This window comes from Micromonospora sp. NPDC047467 (assembly GCF_040643095.1).
In the GTDB taxonomy this organism is placed as follows: Bacteria; Actinomycetota; Actinomycetes; order Mycobacteriales; family Micromonosporaceae; genus Micromonospora.
The window spans coordinates 555,558-572,395 of record NZ_JBEYTO010000003.1 but is presented as its reverse complement, the minus strand read 5'-3'; the positions used below and the strand labels follow the sequence as shown (position 1 = coordinate 572,395).

The window sequence follows — 16,838 nt, the reverse complement described above, 5'->3', positions numbered from 1 at the left end:
TGGGGGTTTCCTGGTCGCCCGGCCCGGTCGATCAGGGACTGATGGCACTACGGGCGTCACTGGGCGGGCGTCAGACTTGCTCCGGTAGCGTTTGGCGTACACCTGATTGTCTGTTTGAGGGGGACTGTGCGGTGCGAGTGACCGGAACTGGGCACGCCAGCATGCGGATCGACACGGCTGCGGGCAGCATCCTGTGCGACCCGTGGGTCAATCCTGCGTACTTCGCCTCCTGGTTCCCCTTCCCGGACAACTCGCTGCTCGACTGGGAGACTCTGGGCCAGGTCGACTACCTCTACGTCTCCCACCTGCACCGGGACCACTTCGACGCCAAGCACCTGCGGGACTTCATCTCCAAGGACGCCACGGTCCTGCTCCCCGAGTTCCCCACCTCCGAGATGGAGGACGAGTTCCGGGAGTTGGGCTTCACGAAGTTCCTCAAGGCGCCGAACGAGCAGGTCGTCGAGCTGCCCGGCGGCCTCAAGATCATGATCCAGGCGCTCACCAGCCCCACCGACGGCCCGATCGGCGACTCGTCGCTCTGGGTGGAGTACGACGGGGTGCGGCTGCTCAACCAGAACGACGCCCGGCCGACCGACCTGAGCGTCTTCGCCGAGCTGGGGCACGTGCACGCGCACATGCTCCAGTTCTCCGGTGCGATCTGGTACCCGATGGTCTACGAACTGCCGCAGGCGGCGAAGACCGCGTTCGGCAAGCAGAAGCGCGACCGGCAGTTCGACCGGACCTGGCGCTACATCGACGACCTGAAGGCCGACCACGTCTTCCCGATCGCCGGCCCGCCGTGCTTCCTCGATGACGCGCTGTGGCAGTTCAACGACATCCACGACGACGAGGGCAACATCTTCCCCGACCAGTCGGTCTTCCTGACCGAGTACGCCAAGGTCGGCGGCACCAACGGCATCGTGCTGCTGCCCGGCAGCGTCACCGAGGTCACCACCGAGGGCGCGACCACCACCCACCCGGTGCCGGTCGACGAGTTCTTCGCGAACAAGGTCGCCCACCTGGAGGAGATGCGGGAGCGCAAGCGGCCCGTCATCGAGGCGGAGAAAGCGTCCTGGCGGCACCCCGAGGTGGATGTCCTCGGCCAGATGAAGAGCCGGATCGAGCCGCTGCTCGAAGAGTCGATCTACCTGGCCAAGGGTGTCGGCGGTCCGGTGCGCTTCGACCTCGTCGGCTACGACGGGGAGAGCGTCGAGTCGATCGTGGTGGACTTCCCGGGCAAGGAGGTCCGGCCGTACGCGGACGAGAAGGTCCGCTACCGGTTCCGTACCGAGCGGTCGCTGATCGAGCACCTGCTGTTCATCGACGAGGTGGACTGGGTCAACTCGCTCTTCCTCTCCTGCCGCTTCTCGGCGGCCCGGATCGGCCAGTACAACGAGTTCGTCTACGCGTTCTTCAAGTGCCTCTCCGAGGAGCGGCTCCAGTACGCGGAAGGCTGGTACGACGAGCACGAGCGCAGCACCGACGCCGAGGACATCACGTTGGGCGACTGGGTGGTGCAGCGCCGCTGCCCGCACCTGAAGGCCGACCTGACCCGGTTCGGCATCGTCGAGGGTGACCAGCTCACCTGCCAGCTGCACGGCTGGCGCTTCGACCTGCCCAGCGGCCGTTGTCTAACCAGCGTCGGCCACAAGGTGCGAGCACACCGAGTAGACGCAGAAACCCCAGCCCCAGCCGCCAAAACCCAGAGCTAACCCCGCACCCCATCCCCGGCGATCTTGCACTTCCTGCCGGGGCGAAAAGGGTATATGCCCCAGAAGTGCGACCGAAAGTGCAAGATCGCGCGGGGGGTGGGGCGGGGGCTAGCTCGGGAGGTCGGCCAGGATGCGGCGGGCGGCGTTGTGGCCGGCGGCGCCGATGACGCTGCCGGCGGGGTGGCAGCCGGCGCTGCCGGCGTACAGGCCGTCGATGCCGGTGGCGTAGGGCATCCGGTCGGTGAACGAGACGGTGTTGTCGACGTGGTGGATGTGCCCGCCGGTGATGCCGAAGTGCGCCTCGATGCCGGGCGGGGTCAGTGGCACCGCGTCGGCGATCAGGTCGCCGGTGCCGGGGGCGTACCGCTCGACGATCTCGATGAGCCGGTCCACGTAGCCGGGCAGCTCCGCGTCCCAGGTGGTGCCGGCCAGTTCGTAGGGGACCGACTGCACGAACAGCGCCGACGAGTGGTGTCCGGCGGCGTCAGAGAGCGACGGGTCGACGGTGGTGTGCAGGTACCACTCGATGGTGGGCTCCGCCGGCAGTCGGCCGGCCTGCACGTCCGCCCACATGGCCCGCAGCGCGGTCATCGGTGAGGCGGCCTCCCCACCGACCAGCGACGCGGAGCCGGGCAGCAGGTGGATGGTCGAGCCGAACGGGCTCGGCGCGTCGGGCGGCAGGCAGGAGAACCGGGGCAGCCCGGCCAGCGCCAGGTTGAGCTTCAACGTGGTGCCGGGGCGGCGGACCGCCGCCATCCGTTCGCCGAGCGCCGCCGGCAGCGCGCCGTCGGGCACCAGGTCCATCAGCCGGTACGGGTCACACGCGCCGAGCACCACCGGGGCGGTGACCTGCCGGCCGTCGGCCAGTACGACACCGCTCACCGCGCCGCCGTCAACAGTCACGGCGCTCACCGGCGTACCCGTCAGGATTGTTGCCCCGGCGGCGCGTGCGGCCCCGGCGAACGTCGCGGAGACGGTGCCCATTCCGCCTTCGGCGATCATCCAGGTGCCGCCGGAGCCGGGGAGCCTGCACATGTTGTGCACCAGGAAGTTGTGGCCCGTGCCGGGGTCGTCCGGGCCGGCGTTGAGGCCGGAGAGCCCGTCGGTGACGGCGTACATGCTGATCAGCAGTTCGGAGCGGAACTCGAACCGGGCCAGGTAGTCCGCGACCGAGCCCCGGACCAGGTCGACGAAGACCTGCCGCAGCGCCGGGCGGACGTGCCGCTCGGCGGTCTCCTCGGCGGTCAGCGGCTCGGCGAGCCACGCCGGGGCGAGATCCTCGCGCAGCGCGGCCAACTCGGCCTGCATGGCGTCGTCGGCGGCCACGTCGGCCGGGGAGAAGAACTCGGCGAGCTGCGCCCGGGTCGCGGCGGTGTCACTGCCGAACAGCAGGTACGGCGAGCCGAGGCCGCCCGGTGTGGGCAGGAAGTAGTGCGGGTCGCGGCGCAGCACCGGGATCCGCACGTCGAGCGTGGCGAGCAGTTCCGGGGGCATCAACCCGAGCAGGTACGACCCGGTGGAGTGACGCAGCCCCGGCACCTTCGGGAACGGGTTCTCGGTGCGGGCCGCGCCGCCGATCACGTCGGACGCCTCCAGCACCAGCACGTCCAGGCCGGCGCGGGCCAACAGGATGGCGGAGACCAGGCCGTTGTGCCCGGCGCCGACGATCACGACGTCGGCGCGTCCGGGAAGTTCACTGCTCATGCTGCGGGAGCCTAGTCGGAGCCGCCCGGCCTGATCAGCTCGTGCGCTTGGCTCGCCACTGCGAGAGGGCCAGGGTGGCGGAGTAACCGGCCAGGACGATCACGTGGAACAGGTAGAGCCAGAGGAGGACGGCGACGCCCGCGCCGATCTCGTCGAAGCCGCCGAACGGCACGCCCAGGTCCAGCGGGAGCGAGGCGAAGAGCACGAAGCCGTGCATGAAGCCGGACAGGTTCGCCGCCGTGAACGAGCCGATCCCGAGCGTGGAGAGCCAGTCCGGCGAGGCCGGCCCGACCACCCGGAACACCCACACCACCACCGGCGTGAGCACCAGCCAGACCGCCAGGAACGACAGCACCACACCCAGCGCGCCGGCCCAGCCGCCCTGCCGGACGAGGCGGGTGGTGAGCGGCAGCGCCAGCAGGATCGACAGCAGTAGCGCGGGGGCCGGCGCGAGCAGCGGCAGCAACAGCAACCGGCCCCGCCAGCCGACCAGGTTCTCATCGGTGCGGGGCGCTGCCACTGAGACGAACGCCCGGCGGAGCCCCTCGCCGTACAGCGATGCGGGCAGCAGTGAGGCCAGCGCCAGCAGCGGGGTCAATTCCACCCCGGCGTTGACGAGCGCCTCCACCGCCCGGGGTGCGCCGATCGCGGTGGGCAGGGCCTCGACGGCGTACGAGGTGAGCCGGCGTACCCGGTCGGCTCCGGCGATCAGCGAGGTGAGCCAGATGGCGAGCAACGCCACGGGCACCACGGCGATCGCACCGTAGAAGGTGATCGCGGCGGCGTGCAGCGACAGGTCCCGTCCGCGCAGGGGACGGAACGCGGCGCTGGTGATCCGCTTCGCCCGCTGCCATCCGCTACCCATCGCGATCTCTTTCCCTGCCGGGGCGTACGTCACTCATTAAGATCGCCCGCCATGACGATTGTCACCACCGAACGCCTGATCCTGCGCGACTGGACCGCCGACCCGGCCGACCTGGCCCGCATCTACGACATCTACTCCCGTCCCGAGATCGCCCGCTGGCTGGGCGTGGCGTCCGGGCTGCCGATGACCGACCCGGCTCAGGCCGCCGAACGGCTGCGGTCGTGGCAGGACCGGCACGCCGCCGACCACGGCCGGTACGGCACCTGGGCGATCGAGGCGCGTGACACCGGCCTGGTGGCGGGCACGGTACTGCTCAAGCCACTGCCGGGGCGGGACGAGGCGGTGCGTTCCGACGACATCGAGGTGGGCTGGCACCTGCACCCGGATTCGTGGGGCCACGGGTACGCCACCGAGGCGGCACGCGCGGTCGTGGCACGGGAGTTCGCCACCGGCACGCAGCGGGTCTACGCGGTCGTGTCGCCGGGCAACGAGCCGTCGATGGCGGTGTGCCGACGACTCGGCATGACGCACGTGGGCCGGCGCACCGACTGGTACGGCGGTGAGGAGGTGGAGACCTTCGTCCTGGCGGCGCCGGGCGTCTGAGCACTCCGGCGGGTCGGTGCCCGCACGGCCGCGCGAGGGGCCCAACGCACCGAGGAACGTGATGCCGGTGAGTCATCGTGATGACTCATCGGCATCACCCTTTGGCGACCAGCCCCGACCGGGCTGAGGTTGCCGTGACGCCGGCGGTGGCAGCCACAGGGCGCGCATGGCCATCAATAGTCAAGGCGGTCGAAGTGTTGACGCTCTCGTAGCACGTCAGTAACCTTTGGCCAAAGTCGCGCAAGATTTCGACAAACACATGCGCGATTCCGCGCACTACCCCGGAAGATTCAACGGACCCCTGAGAGGGGTCCGTTGATGGTCGTACCCACCTGGTGTCCCAGGGCGGGTGGCGCCCCCGCGCCACCCGTACCCCGTCTTCCTCGCATCCCTCGGCGCCGGCCCCCCTCACCGCACCCGTCCCCGACGACAAGGACAGTGATGAGACGAACGAATCTGTTCCGGATGGTGGCGGCGACAGCCGCGGCCACGCTGATCGCCACCGCAGGGGTCACCGCCCTCGCGAACCCGGCCAGTGCCGCCCGCCCCGCCGACGTGGCGGCCGCACCGAGCGCCAGCTTCGCCCCGGCGGCCACCAACCTCGCCCAGGGCCGCCCCACCCAGGAGAGCGGCCACGCCGACGTCTACGACTCGTCGAGGGTCGTCGACGGCAACGCGGGCAGCTACTGGGAGAGCGTCAACAACTCCTTCCCCCAGTGGGTGCAGGTCGATCTCGGCTCGTCGCAGACCGTCAACCAGGTCGTGCTGAAGCTGCCGACCGCCGGTTGGGCGACCCGGACGCAGACGTTGAGCGTGCGGGGCAGCGCCAACGGGTCGTCGTTCACCGACCTGGTCGCGTCGCAGACGTACACGTTCAACCCGGCGAGCGGCAGCACGGTCACGATCAACGTCAACCAGGCCGCCACCCGCTATGTGCGGATCACCATCACCGCCAACAGCGGCTGGCCGGCCGGGCAACTCTCCGAGCTGGAGGTGTACGGCGGCGGCACCAGCGGTGACACCACCGCGCCGAGTGTCCCGGGGACGCTGTCGCAGAGCACGTCGGGCAGCACGATCACCCTCAACTGGGGCGCCTCGACCGACTCCGGTGGCAGCGGGCTGGCCGGCTACGACGTCTACCGCAACGGCAGCCTGATCGCGACGCTGGGCACGGTGCTCACCTACCAGGACACCCAGCCGGCGACGGCCACCGTGTCGTACTACGTCCGTGCCCGCGACGGCGCGGGCAACCTGTCCGGTAACAGCAATACGGTGACCCGGACCGGTAGCAACCCGCCGCCCTGCACCAACGTGGCGCAGGGCAAGAGCATGACGGCGAGCGGCTCCACCTTCACCTTCACCCCCGAGAAGGCGAACGACGGGCAGCTCGGCACGTACTGGGAGGGCGCGGCCAGCTACCCGCAGAACCTGACCGTGGCGCTGGGCGCGAACCATGCCATCTCCGGCGTCACCGTCAAACTCAACCCGGACCCGGCCTGGGGCACCCGTACCCAGACCATCCAGGTCCTCGGCCGCGACCAGGCCTCGTCCGCGTACACCAACCTGGTGTCGGCGGCGAGTTACCAGTTCGTCCAGGGCGTCAACGTGGTGAGCATCCCGGTCACCGCGACCACCGCGGACGTGCAGTTGCGGTTCACCGGCAACACCGGCGCCCCATCCGGCCAGGTGGCCGAGCTTGAGGTGTGTGGCACCCCGGCACCCAACCCGGACCTGGTCATCAGCTCGCTGACCTGGTCGCCGACGTCACCCAGCGAGGTCAGCCCGGTCACGCTCTCGGCCGTCGTGCAGAACGTCGGGTCCGCCGCTGCCGGAGCGACCACGGTGAACTTCAGCCTGGCCGGCACGGTCGTCGGCAGCGCCACGGTGGGCGCGCTCGGCGCGGGCGCGTCGACCACCGTGTCGTTCAACGCCGGTACGCGACCGATGGGCAGCTACGCCGTCGCGGCGGTGGTCGACCCGGCGAACACGATCGTCGAGCAGAACAACGGCAACAACAGCTTCACCGCACCGTCGCCGCTGGTGGTCGCGCAGGCACCGGGGCCCGATCTCCAGGTGCTGAGCATCGCCTCCAACCCGCCGAACCCGGCCGTTGGGGCGTCCGTCACCTTCACCGTGTCGGTCCGCAACCGCGGCACCACCGCGACCGGCGCGACCACTGTCACCCGGCTGGTGGTGGGCGGCACCACCCTCAACACCACCACCGCCTCGATCGCGGCCGGCGCGACGGTCACCGTCGCCGTCACCGGCAGTTGGACTGCCACCAGCGGTGGCGCCACCATCACCGCCACCGCCGACGCCACCAACGCGGTGACCGAGACCAACGAGACCAACAACGCCCTCAGCCAGTCGATCGTGGTCGGGCGGGGAGCGGCGGTCCCGTACGTCTCCTACGAGGCGGAGGGCGCCCGCTACCAGGGCACGCTGTTGGAGACCGACCCGCTGCGCACCTTCGGGCACACCAACTTCGCCACCGAGTCCTCGGGCCGCAAGTCGGTACGCCTGAACAGCACCGGCCAGTTCGTGGAGTTCACCTCCACCAACCAGGCCAACTCGATCGTGGTGCGCAACTCCATCCCGGACGCGCCCGGTGGCGGCGGCATCGAGGCGACCATCAGCCTCTACGTCAACGACGTCTTCTCCCGGAAGCTGACCCTGTCGTCGCGCCACAGTTGGCTCTACGGCAACAGCGACCAGCCGGAGTCGTTGACCAACACGCCACAGGCCGACGCCCGGCGGTTGTTCGACGAGTCGAACGCGCTGCTGGCGCAGTCGTACCCGGCCGGCACCCGGTTCAAGTTGCAGCGCGACTCGGGTGACACCGCCTCGTTCTACGTCATCGACATGATCGACCTGGAGCAGGTGGCACCGGCGGCGAGCCAGCCGGCCGGCTGCACGTCGATCACCGCGTACGGCGCGGTCCCGAACGACGGGCTCGACGACACCGCCGCCATCCAGCGGGCCGTGACCGACGACCAGAACGGTGTCATCAGCTGCGTCTGGATTCCCGCCGGGCAGTGGCGGCAGGAGCAGAAGATCCTGACCGACGACCCGCTGAACCGGGGCACGCACAACCAGGTCGGCATCAGCAACGTCACCATCCGGGGCGCCGGGATGTGGCACTCGCAGCTCTACACGCTGACCGAGCCGCAGAACGCGGGCGGCATCAACCACCCGCACGAGGGCAACTTCGGCTTCGACATCGACAAGAACACCCAGATCTCCGACATCGCCATCTTCGGCTCGGGTCGGATCCGTGGCGGTGACGGCAACGCCGAGGGTGGCGTCGGACTCAACGGTCGCTTCGGCACCGGCACCCGGATCAGCAACGTCTGGATCGAGCACGCCAACGTGGGTGTCTGGGTGGGCCGCGACTACGACAACATCCCCGATCTCTGGGGGCCGGCCGACGGGCTGGAGTTCAGCGGCATGCGGATCCGCAACACGTACGCCGACGGCATCAACTTCAGCAACGGCACGCGGAACTCGCGGGTGTTCAACTCGTCCTTCCGGACCACCGGTGACGACGCGCTTGCCGTCTGGGCCAACCCGTACGTCAAGGACCGCAGCGTCGACATCGCGCACGACAACCACTTCGTCAACAACACCATCCAGTTGCCCTGGCGGGCGAACGGCATCGCCATCTACGGCGGCTACGACAACTCGATCGAGAACAACCTGATCTACGACACCGCGAACTACCCGGGCATCATGCTGGCGACCGACCACGACCCGCTGCCCTTCTCCGGGACGACGCTGATCGCCAACAACGGGCTCTACCGCACCGGCGGCGCGTTCTGGAACGAGGACCAGGAGTTCGGTGCCATCACCCTCTTCCCCGCGACCAGGGACATCGTCGGCGTCACCATCCGGGACACCGAGATCGTCGACTCGACGTACGACGGGATCCAGTTCAAGAACGGTGGTGGCAACATGCCGAACGTGGCGATCACCAACGTGCGGATCGACAAGTCCAACAACGGTGCCGGCATCCTCGCGATGGGCGGTGCGCGCGGCAACGCCAACCTCACGAACGTGACCATCACCAACTCGGCCGACGGCAACATCGTCGTCCAGCCCGGCTCGCAGTTCGTTATCAACGGCGGCTAGTCCGGACCGAGGGCCGCTCCGGCGGCCCTCGGTCACCCGCTTTCCCTTGATCAACACCGTTTCGCCGATATCGGGGTGTCCCAGCGCCGGGGATACCCCGATATCGGCGATCTGGAGTCGACCATCGTCGGGCGTCGCCGCGCAGGAGTCGACGACGGCGAGGTGACCGAGCGAATCGCGTAGCGCCACGGCCACGGCGCTGACCTTCACCCCCTCGCCCTGGACCGCCTTCGTCGAGTTCACGGTGTCAGCCAGCCTCGCGATGACGGAAACTGTCCAGGATCTGCGCGAGCCGCGCGAGCATTTCTGTTGTCGCAGTCCATTCGTCTTCGGTGGCGGACTCGGTGTGCGATGACGCGTCGTGCGGGCTGCGGTGGCTAGGCTGAGCTGAGCAGATTGTCCCGCTGAGGGGGTGAGCCCGGATGGCCCAGGCAGCGTTCGAGCCGGCGCCGCAGCACACCGAGCCGTCGTTCGACGTGCTGCGGTGGCACGACGAGCCGTGGACCGCGCAGCTCGCCCTCGACCTGTTGCCGGAGACCAACGGCCCCAAGGTTGAGGTCCTGAGCGGAAGCGTGATCGTGACACCACATGCCGGGTATGACCATCAGGACGCGGAGCTGGATCTCGCCTATCACCTCAAGCAGGCAGCCCGCCGCGCCAAGTTGTGGCTCTATCTTGAGGCGAACGTCGTCTCGGGCGAGAATCTCTTCATTCCGGACATCGTCATTCTCGACGCGCCGGGTGGCGGCCGAACGACGATGAACATCAGGCACGCGGTGCTGTTGGGTGAGATCGTCTCTCCCGGGAATCGGCGCAAGGACATCATCGACCGCCCGCGTGAGTACGCCGCAGTCGGCGTGCCCTTCTTCCTCCGGGTCGACCTGCGCAATCGGGTGCCCACCATCGCGTTGTACGAGTTGACCGAGGGGGAGTACCGGCCGGTGGCTGCCGCCGCTGCCGGGACGCGGTTCGTCATGCGGGAGCCGTTTGAGTTCTCCATCGACCCGGGTGACCTGCTCGGCGAGGAGGCGCCGCCAGACGCGACCGCCGGTGACTCGGCTGACGACAACGCTTGATCGACACGAGTTCGGCGAAGTCGGGGTGTCCGGATGCGCGGGATACCCCGACTTCCGTGAAGTCGAGTCGATCATCGGCCGGAGGTGGCCGTCGATCCGCAGGTGGGCGGGGAGGGCTGAGGCTCCCAGCGGGCGTGCAGCGGGGGTGGGGAAGAATGGCCGGGTGACTTCCCCCCGCGACCTCGTCCTGCTCGGGTCCACCGGTTCGATCGGCACGCAGGCCATCGACATCGTTCGGCGTAACCCGGACCGGTTCCGGGTGGTCGCGGTCGGTGCGGGCGGCGGCAACGTCGAACTGCTCGCCGCGCAGGCCCTCGAGTTGGGTGTCGAGGCGGTCGGGGTGGCGAAGGCGTCCGCCGCGCAGGATCTCCAGCTCGCGTTCTATGCCGAGGCGAGCCGGCGCGGGTGGGCCACCGGCGACTTCAAGCTTCCCAAGATCGTGGCCGGCCCCGACGCGATGACCGAGCTGGCCCAGTGGCCGTGCGACATCGTGCTCAACGGGGTGGTCGGCTCGCTGGGCCTCGCTCCTACGCTGGCCGCGCTGCGCTGTGGCCGTACTCTCGCGTTGGCCAACAAGGAGTCGCTCGTGGCCGGCGGCCCGCTGGTCAAGGCCGCGGTGACGCGGCCGGGGCAGATCGTCCCGGTCGACTCGGAGCATTCGGCGTTGGCCCAGTGCCTGCGGTCCGGGACGCGCGGTGAGGTGCGGCGGTTGATCGTCACGGCCAGCGGCGGCCCGTTCCGGGGTCGGGGCCGCGACGAGTTGATGCAGGTCACACCCGAGCAGGCCCTCGCGCACCCGACCTGGAACATGGGTCCGGTCGTCACGATCAACTCCGCGACCATGGTCAACAAGGCCTTGGAGGTGATCGAGGCGCACGAGCTGTTCGACGTGCCGTATGTCGACATCACCGTCATGGTGCATCCGCAGTCGGTGATCCACTCCATGGTCGAGTTCGTCGACGGCTCGACGATCGCCCAGGCCAGCCCACCGGACATGCGGCTGCCGATCGCCCTCGGCATCGGCTGGCCGGACCGGGTGCCCGAGGCCGCCGCCGCGGTCGACTGGACGGCCGCGCACACCTGGGAGTTCGCGCCGCTGGACGACGAGGCGTTCCCGGCCGTCGCCCTCGCGAAGGCCGCGGGGGAGGCCGGGCGCAGCCGCCCGGCGATCTACAACGCGGCGAACGAGGAGTGCGTGGCGGCGTTCGTGGCGGGCCGGCTGCCGTTCCTCGGCATCGTCGACACCCTGCAACGCGTGTTGGAGGACGCTCCGGACTTCGCCGAACCAGGTACCGTCGAGGACGTGCTCGCGGCTGAGTCGTGGGCACGCGCGCACGCGCAGGAGATCATCGCGGGTTCGGTGGAAGGAGCTTGATGTCGTACCTGCTCGGGGTGGTTCTCTTCGCCCTGGCCATCCTCATCTCGGTGAGTCTGCACGAGGCGGGGCACCTGCTCACCGCCAAGGCATTCGGGATGAAGGTCACCAAGTACTTCGTCGGCTTCGGCCCCACCATCTGGTCGTTCAAGCGAGGTGAGACCGAGTACGGCCTCAAGGGCATCCCCCTCGGCGGCTTCTGCAAGATCGTCGGGATGACCCCGCAGGACGACGACGTCGAGCCGGGCGACGAGTCGCGGGTGATGTGGCGCTACCCGGTCTGGAAGCGGACGATCGTGATGGCCGCCGGGTCGATCACGCACTTCGCGCTCGCCCTGATCACCATCTGGATCCTCGCCGTCTCCGCCGGCCTGCCCAACCCGGACTTCCCGACCACCGACGCGCAGGCCCGCCAGGAGCCCGCGGTCATCCAGCTCAGCGAATGCGTGGTGCCGGAGAACGCCGCGCGGGCGTGCACCCCCGCCGACGCCGCCAGCCCCGCCGCCCAGGCGCAACTGCGCGACGGCGACCGGATCACCGCGATCAACGGGACGCCGATCGCCAACTACGGCGACCTGCTCACCACCCTGCGCAACCTCAAGCCGGGGGACACCGCGCAGATCCAGTACGTCCGCGACGGGCAGCCGGGCAACACCAGCACGGTGCTCGCGCAGACCCAGCGCCCGCCGCTGGACAACCCGACCGGCGCCGCCGCGCCGGTGGCCGCACTCGGCGTCGGCCTCGTCCCCAGCACCCCCACCCGCGTGACGTACGGGCCGGTCGGCGCCTTCGGAGCCACCGCCGACTTCACCGGCCAGTTGGCCGTCGGCACCGCCCAGGCACTGCAACGCCTCCCGCAGAAGGTCCCCGCCCTGTGGACCGCCCTCACCGGCGGCGAGCGGGACATCGACACCCCGATCAGCGTGGTCGGCGCGAGCCGGCTCGGCGGCGAGGCCGTGGAGAACAACGCCTGGCTGGTCTTCTTCATGCTCTTCGTGTCGCTGAACTTCTTCATCGGTGTGTTCAACCTGCTGCCGCTGCTCCCGGTGGACGGCGGCCACATCGCCGTCGCCTGGTTCGAACGGGTCCGCTCGTGGGTCTACGCTCGGATCGGCCGGGCCGATCCGGGCCGGGTCGACTACCTCAAACTGATGCCCTTCACGTACGTGGTGATCCTGATCGGTGGCGCGTTCACGCTGCTGACCATCGCCGCGGATGTCGTCAACCCGATCACGCTCTTCTCAAGGTGAGTGCCTGAAGTGACCGCAATCAGTCTCGGTATGCCCGCCGCGCCGCCCCCGCCGCTCGCTCCCCGCCGGGCCAGCCGCCAGATCATGGTCGGTTCGGTCCCCGTGGGCGGCGGTGCGCCGGTGTCCGTGCAGTCGATGACCACGACCCTCACCTCCGACGTCAACGCGACCCTCCAGCAGATCGCCGAGCTGACCGCGTCCGGCTGCCAGATCGTCCGGGTGGCGGTGCCGTCCCAGGACGACGTCGAGGCGCTGCCCGCGATCGCCAAGAAGTCGCAGATCCCGGTGATCGCCGACATCCACTTCCAGCCGAAGTACGTCTTCGCCGCCATCGACGCCGGCTGCGCGGCGGTCCGGGTCAACCCGGGCAACATCCGCCAGTTCGACGACAAGGTCAAGGAGATCGCGGCAGCGGCCTCCGCCGCCGGTACGCCGATCCGGATCGGCGTCAACGCGGGCTCACTGGACAAGCGGCTGCTGGCCAAGTACGGCAAGGCCACCGCCGAGGCGCTCGTCGAGTCGGCGCTGTGGGAGTGCTCGCTGTTCGAGGAGCACGGGTTCCGCGACATCAAGATCTCGGTCAAGCACAACGACCCGGTCGTGATGATCCGCGCGTACCGGCAGCTGGCCGAGCAGTGCGACTACCCGCTGCACCTGGGTGTCACCGAGGCCGGCCCGGCCTTCCAGGGCACCATCAAGTCGGCGGTCGCCTTCGGCGCGCTGCTCGCCGAGGGCATCGGCGACACCATCCGGGTGTCGCTCTCCGCCCCGCCGGTGGAGGAGATCAAGGTCGGCAACCAGATCCTGGAGTCGCTGGGCCTGCGCGAACGCGGCCTGGAGATCGTCTCCTGCCCGTCCTGCGGGCGGGCCCAGGTGGACGTCTACAAGCTCGCCGAGGAGGTCACCGCCGGCCTGGAAGGGCTGCCGGTGCCGCTGCGGGTCGCCGTCATGGGCTGCGTCGTCAACGGCCCGGGCGAAGCCCGTGAGGCCGACCTCGGCGTCGCCTCCGGCAACGGCAAGGGCCAGATCTTCGTCAAGGGCAAGGTCGTCAAGACGGTGCCCGAGGCGCAGATCGTGGAGACGCTGATCGAGGAGGCGCTGCGGATCGCCGACGAGATGGGCGCCGAGCTTCCCGAGGAGCTGCGCGGGCTGGTCACCGGCCCGACCGTCACCGTGCACTGATTTTCCATTTGGAAAAAGCGGCCGTCTTCCCCGAGGGGGAGACGGCCGCTTTTCTGTGCGGTGCTGCCGCGCGTCACTCGGATTCGGCGAGGATCGCGTACAGCTTGCGCCGCGTCTCGTCGAGCACCTGGGCGGCCCGCTCACGCTGGTCGTCGGTGCCGTTCATCATCACCTGACGTAGCGCGTTCATCGCCTGCGCGCCCGAGTCGCGGATGTCGTGCCAACTGCTCACAGTGCCCTCGGCGACGTCCGCCCACGGCGGGGTCTGCGCGGCCGCGGTGGCCTCGGCCTGACCCGCCTCGGTGACCGTGAACCGCTTCCGCCCGCCGCCGGACTCCTCGGTGCTGGCGACGATCACGCCCTCGTCCTCCAGGAGTTGGAGGGTGGGGTAGATCGAGCCGGGGCTCGGGCGCCACGCACCGCCGGTGCGGGAGTCGATCTCCTGGATCATCTCGTAGCCGTGCATCGGCCGCTCAGTGAGCAGGGCCAGCACGGCGCCCCGAACGTTGGGACGGCGGCCCCTGCCGCGCCCACGACCGCGTCCACCCCAGGGCCCGCCGTGGCCGTGGCCGGGCGGACCGGGCGGGAACGGTGGGAAGCCGAAGCCGCGCATCCGGGCCTCGTGCATCGGGTGGTGCTGTCGATGGAATCTCATGTCCGATCCTTCCTGTAACTATCGCTGATGCATCAACGATATATCGGCAATGCATCGCCGACAAGGGAGGGACTGCAAACCGTACGTACGTCTTGTTAAAGTCCGGGCATGCGACTGCTTCCCCCACCCGGCCCGGCCCGGACCCTCACCCTCGGCACCCTGGTCAAGACCGTCGGGCGGGGCCTCTGGCTGGTCGCAAGCGCGCTCTTCCTCACCCGGTCGGTCGGCCTATCGCCAACCCAGGTGGGTGTCGGGCTGACCATCTCGGCGCTCGTCGGCGTACTCGCCAGCGCGCCCAGCGGCTACCTGGCCGACCGCATCGGGCCGCGCGGCGCGCAGGTCGGCGGGCTGATCGCCGCCGGCACCCTGACCGCCGGCCTGATCACCGTCCGCTCGTTCGCCGCCTTCCTGGTGGTGGGCGCCGCCACGGCACTCGCCGACGCTATTGAGCGCGGCGCCCGGGGCGCGCTGATCGCCGGCGCGATCCCCGCCGACCAGCGGGTGCACACCCGCGCCTACCTGCGGGCAACCACCAACGTCGGCATCTCCGTCGGCGCCGTCCTCGGCGGCTTCGCCATCGCCGCCGACACCCGCACCGGGTACGTCGCGCTGATCCTGACCGCGGCGGCCGCGTCGCTGGGCGCGGCACTGGTCTTCCTCCGACTGCCCACCGTCGCGCCGGTCGCCGCCCCCACCCAGGGCCCCCGCCTGATCGCCCTGCGGGACCGCCCGTTCCTCGCCTTCACCCTGCTCGACGGGCTGATGTCCATGCACTTCAGCCTGCTCACCATCGCCCTGCCGCTGTGGATCGCCGGGCACACCCGGGCACCCGCCTGGATGATCTCCGGGTTGACGCTGGTCAACACCCTGCTGGTGGTGCTCCTGCAGGTACGCGCCGCCCGCAGCGCCGTCACCCTGCCGGGAGCCGCCCGCGCCTCCCGCCGAGCCGGGGTCGCCATCGCGCTGGCCTGCGTACTCTTCGCCGCCAGCGGGACGCTGCCCACAGTGGCCGCCGTCGCCCTGCTCTGCTGCGGGTCACTGGCGCACGTCATCGGGGAGTTGTGGCATTCGGCAGCCGGGTGGGGAATCTCCTTCGGGCTGGCACCCGCCGACGCACAGGGGCAGTACCAGGGGGCCTACGGCATGGGGTACGAACTGGGCAAGATGCTCGCTCCAGTCGTCGTGACCAGCCTCGCACTCGGTTGGGGCGTACCGGGCTGGTTGCTGCTCGGTGGGCTGTTCCTCCTGCTCGGGGCTCTGGTGCCCCCGGTCGTCCGGTGGGCCGGCCGCACCCGACCGACCAGCCTTCCTGCCGAGCCCGTGCCCGTCTGAGGCCGGGCTCGTCACTCGGCCGGCGGGGCGGGGTTCCGATCTGGCAGGCTGGTACACGTGCTGACGGTGCCGGTACGGCAACTGGGAGAATCGGAACGCCGCGCGGTCGAGCGACTGCTTGACCGTGACCCGTTCGCGAGCGCGCAGGTCGCTGAGCGAATCACCGCGCGCGGGCTGTCCTGGTGGCGGGCCGAGGGCAGAATCCTGGGGTACGGTGCGCGGCGCAACCTCGAATCACTCTGCTGGCTCGGCGGCAACCTGACCCCGGTGCTCGCCAACGACGCCGCCGTTGCGGCCTTCGCCGACCTGCTCGCGGGGGAGGAGCGGCTCTGCTCCTCGATCGTCGGCCGGGCTGACGCCGTCCTCGGTCTCTGGGACCGGCTCTCCGACACGTGGGGGCCAGCGCGAGACGTCCGCCCCAACCAGCCGCTGCTGGCCACCGAGACACTGCCGGCCATCCCCGCCGACCCGGAGGTACGTCAGGTCCGCTCCGGCGAGGTCGACCGACTCTTTCCAGCAGCCGTGGCGATGTACACCGAGGAGGTCGGCGTCTCCCCGCTGGCCGAGGACGCCGGGCGCAGCTACCGCCGCAGGGTCAACGACCTGGTCCGCTCCGGCCGCGCGTACGCCCGGTTCGTCGACGGCAAGGTCGTGTTCAAGGCCGAACTGGCCGTCGTGACCAAGCGGACCGCGCAGGTCCAGGGAGTCTGGGTGGCGCCCGAGTGGCGGGGCCGGGGCATCGCCGCCGCCGCCATGGCGGCCGTGGTCCGCGACGCGCTGCTGCGGGTCGCCCCCACGGTCAGCCTGTACGTCAACGACTTCAACCTGCCAGCCCGCCGGGTCTACGAGCGCTGCGGTTTCCAGCCGATCGGCACCCTCGCCACAATCCTCTTCTAACCGCCGACCTCTCTCGTGGGCGGGTCAGCCCCCCCGGGCGCGGGTTGCCTTCGGCCCGG

The 16,838-nt window shown here is 70.0% G+C and carries 12 protein-coding genes; 9 read left to right on the top strand and 3 right to left on the bottom strand.

Features of this window, described 5'->3' with window-relative positions:
* Positions 1-131 precede the first annotated feature (131 nt).
* Positions 132-1,712: a Rieske 2Fe-2S domain-containing protein gene (locus tag ABZ780_RS11280; RefSeq protein WP_357011575.1), complete on the top strand. Its 1,581-nt coding sequence runs from the start codon at positions 132-134 to the stop codon at positions 1,710-1,712.
* Positions 1,713-1,820: 108 nt separating this feature from the next.
* Here the strand turns inward: ABZ780_RS11280 and ABZ780_RS11275 are convergent, their stop codons facing one another.
* Together ABZ780_RS11275 and ABZ780_RS11270 are read right to left on the bottom strand one after the other, a co-directional pair.
* Positions 1,821-3,416 (bottom strand): NAD(P)/FAD-dependent oxidoreductase, encoded by a 1,596-nt coding sequence (locus ABZ780_RS11275; protein WP_357485690.1) that lies wholly within the window; start codon positions 3,414-3,416, stop codon positions 1,821-1,823.
* 34 nt (positions 3,417-3,450) lie between these two features.
* On the bottom strand, positions 3,451-4,281 hold the full coding sequence (locus ABZ780_RS11270) for a YhjD/YihY/BrkB family envelope integrity protein (RefSeq protein ID WP_357485689.1): 831 nt from the start codon (positions 4,279-4,281) through the stop codon (positions 3,451-3,453).
* Positions 4,282-4,332: 51 nt separating this feature from the next.
* Here ABZ780_RS11270 and ABZ780_RS11265 point away from each other — a divergent pair, with 51 nt between their 5' ends.
* The 6 genes from ABZ780_RS11265 to ispG all read left to right on the top strand — a co-directional run bounded on the left by ABZ780_RS11265 (position 4,333) and on the right by ispG (position 13,895).
* On the top strand, positions 4,333-4,884 hold the full coding sequence (locus ABZ780_RS11265; RefSeq protein ID WP_357485687.1) for a GNAT family N-acetyltransferase: 552 nt from the start codon (positions 4,333-4,335) through the stop codon (positions 4,882-4,884).
* Between the two features lie 441 nt (positions 4,885-5,325).
* A complete protein-coding gene (locus ABZ780_RS11260; RefSeq protein WP_357485686.1) occupies positions 5,326-9,012 on the top strand; it encodes a CARDB domain-containing protein in 3,687 nt (1,228 codons plus the stop codon).
* Between the two features lie 422 nt (positions 9,013-9,434).
* Positions 9,435-10,088: a Uma2 family endonuclease gene (locus ABZ780_RS11255; RefSeq protein ID WP_357485684.1), complete on the top strand. Its 654-nt coding sequence runs from the start codon at positions 9,435-9,437 to the stop codon at positions 10,086-10,088.
* Between the two features lie 163 nt (positions 10,089-10,251).
* Positions 10,252-11,463, top strand: a complete 1,212-nt coding sequence (gene dxr, locus ABZ780_RS11250; protein WP_357485683.1) for a 1-deoxy-D-xylulose-5-phosphate reductoisomerase — start codon at positions 10,252-10,254, stop codon at positions 11,461-11,463.
* Entirely contained in the window at positions 11,463-12,713 is a 1,251-nt protein-coding gene (locus ABZ780_RS11245; protein WP_357011591.1) for a site-2 protease family protein, read from the top strand. Before dxr ends, ABZ780_RS11245 begins: the two co-directional genes overlap by 1 nt.
* A 9-nt stretch (positions 12,714-12,722) precedes the next feature.
* Positions 12,723-13,895 carry a flavodoxin-dependent (E)-4-hydroxy-3-methylbut-2-enyl-diphosphate synthase gene (ispG, locus tag ABZ780_RS11240; protein WP_357011593.1) on the top strand — a complete coding sequence of 391 codons (1,173 nt, stop codon included), beginning with the start codon at positions 12,723-12,725 and terminating at the stop codon, positions 13,893-13,895.
* Between the two features lie 73 nt (positions 13,896-13,968).
* Here ispG and ABZ780_RS11235 read toward each other — a convergent pair whose 3' ends face one another.
* Positions 13,969-14,550, bottom strand: a complete 582-nt coding sequence (locus ABZ780_RS11235; protein ID WP_357485681.1) for a PadR family transcriptional regulator — start codon at positions 14,548-14,550, stop codon at positions 13,969-13,971.
* Positions 14,551-14,658: 108 nt separating this feature from the next.
* Between ABZ780_RS11235 and ABZ780_RS11230 the strand changes: the two genes are divergently transcribed.
* On the top strand, positions 14,659-15,882 hold the full coding sequence (locus ABZ780_RS11230; RefSeq protein ID WP_357485680.1) for an MFS transporter: 1,224 nt from the start codon (positions 14,659-14,661) through the stop codon (positions 15,880-15,882).
* A gap of 57 nt (positions 15,883-15,939) precedes the next feature.
* Complete coding sequence (locus ABZ780_RS11225) at positions 15,940-16,779, top strand: GNAT family N-acetyltransferase (RefSeq protein WP_357011599.1); 840 nt, start codon at positions 15,940-15,942, stop codon at positions 16,777-16,779.
* Positions 16,780-16,838 lie beyond the last annotated feature (59 nt).